We start from the raw sequence: 454 nt of genomic DNA, 5'->3' as shown, positions 1-454 counted from the left end.
TTTTCTGCTGATGCTTCTTCAGCTCCGACTAATGTATAATCCTTGTGCATGACGCCGGCAAAAACGCCTACATGCTGCTTTTTGTTTCGTCCTTTAGGCTTAGCTAACGTCTTTGGCGTATAGCCCGCATCCTCAATCGTTTCCCAGCATGTCTCTAAAAACAGCCGCTCCTGAGGGTCCATTGTCTCTGCTTCTCTCGGCGTGATTCTGAAAAATTGGGGATCGAAGCATTCGGGATCATCAATAAATCCGCCCCATTTGGAAATGTCCTTACCCGAAGGAGATGTGATTCCTTCAAAGCGCCGCCAATCCCAGCGCGATTCAGGGATCTCACTAATGCAGTCCTTCCCCTCTTTCAGATTGTTCCAAAATTCATGAATATTGGCTGCCTTCGGATACCTGCCCGCCAAGTCGATTATCGCAATGTCGCCTGCTGCCTCGATAGGTACAGCAC

The 454-nt window shown here is 48.9% G+C and carries 1 protein-coding gene; it reads right to left on the bottom strand.

Annotated elements, in window-relative coordinates; genetic code table 11:
- On the bottom strand, window positions 1-454 hold a 454-nt coding region (locus RVS70_RS22370; protein WP_321134906.1), incomplete at both ends, for a polyketide synthase.

The organism is Virgibacillus sp. M23, assembly GCF_034190895.1.
Classification (GTDB): domain Bacteria; phylum Bacillota; class Bacilli; order Bacillales; family Amphibacillaceae; genus Virgibacillus; species Virgibacillus salarius.
This window is presented reverse-complemented; position numbering and strand designations above follow the sequence as displayed.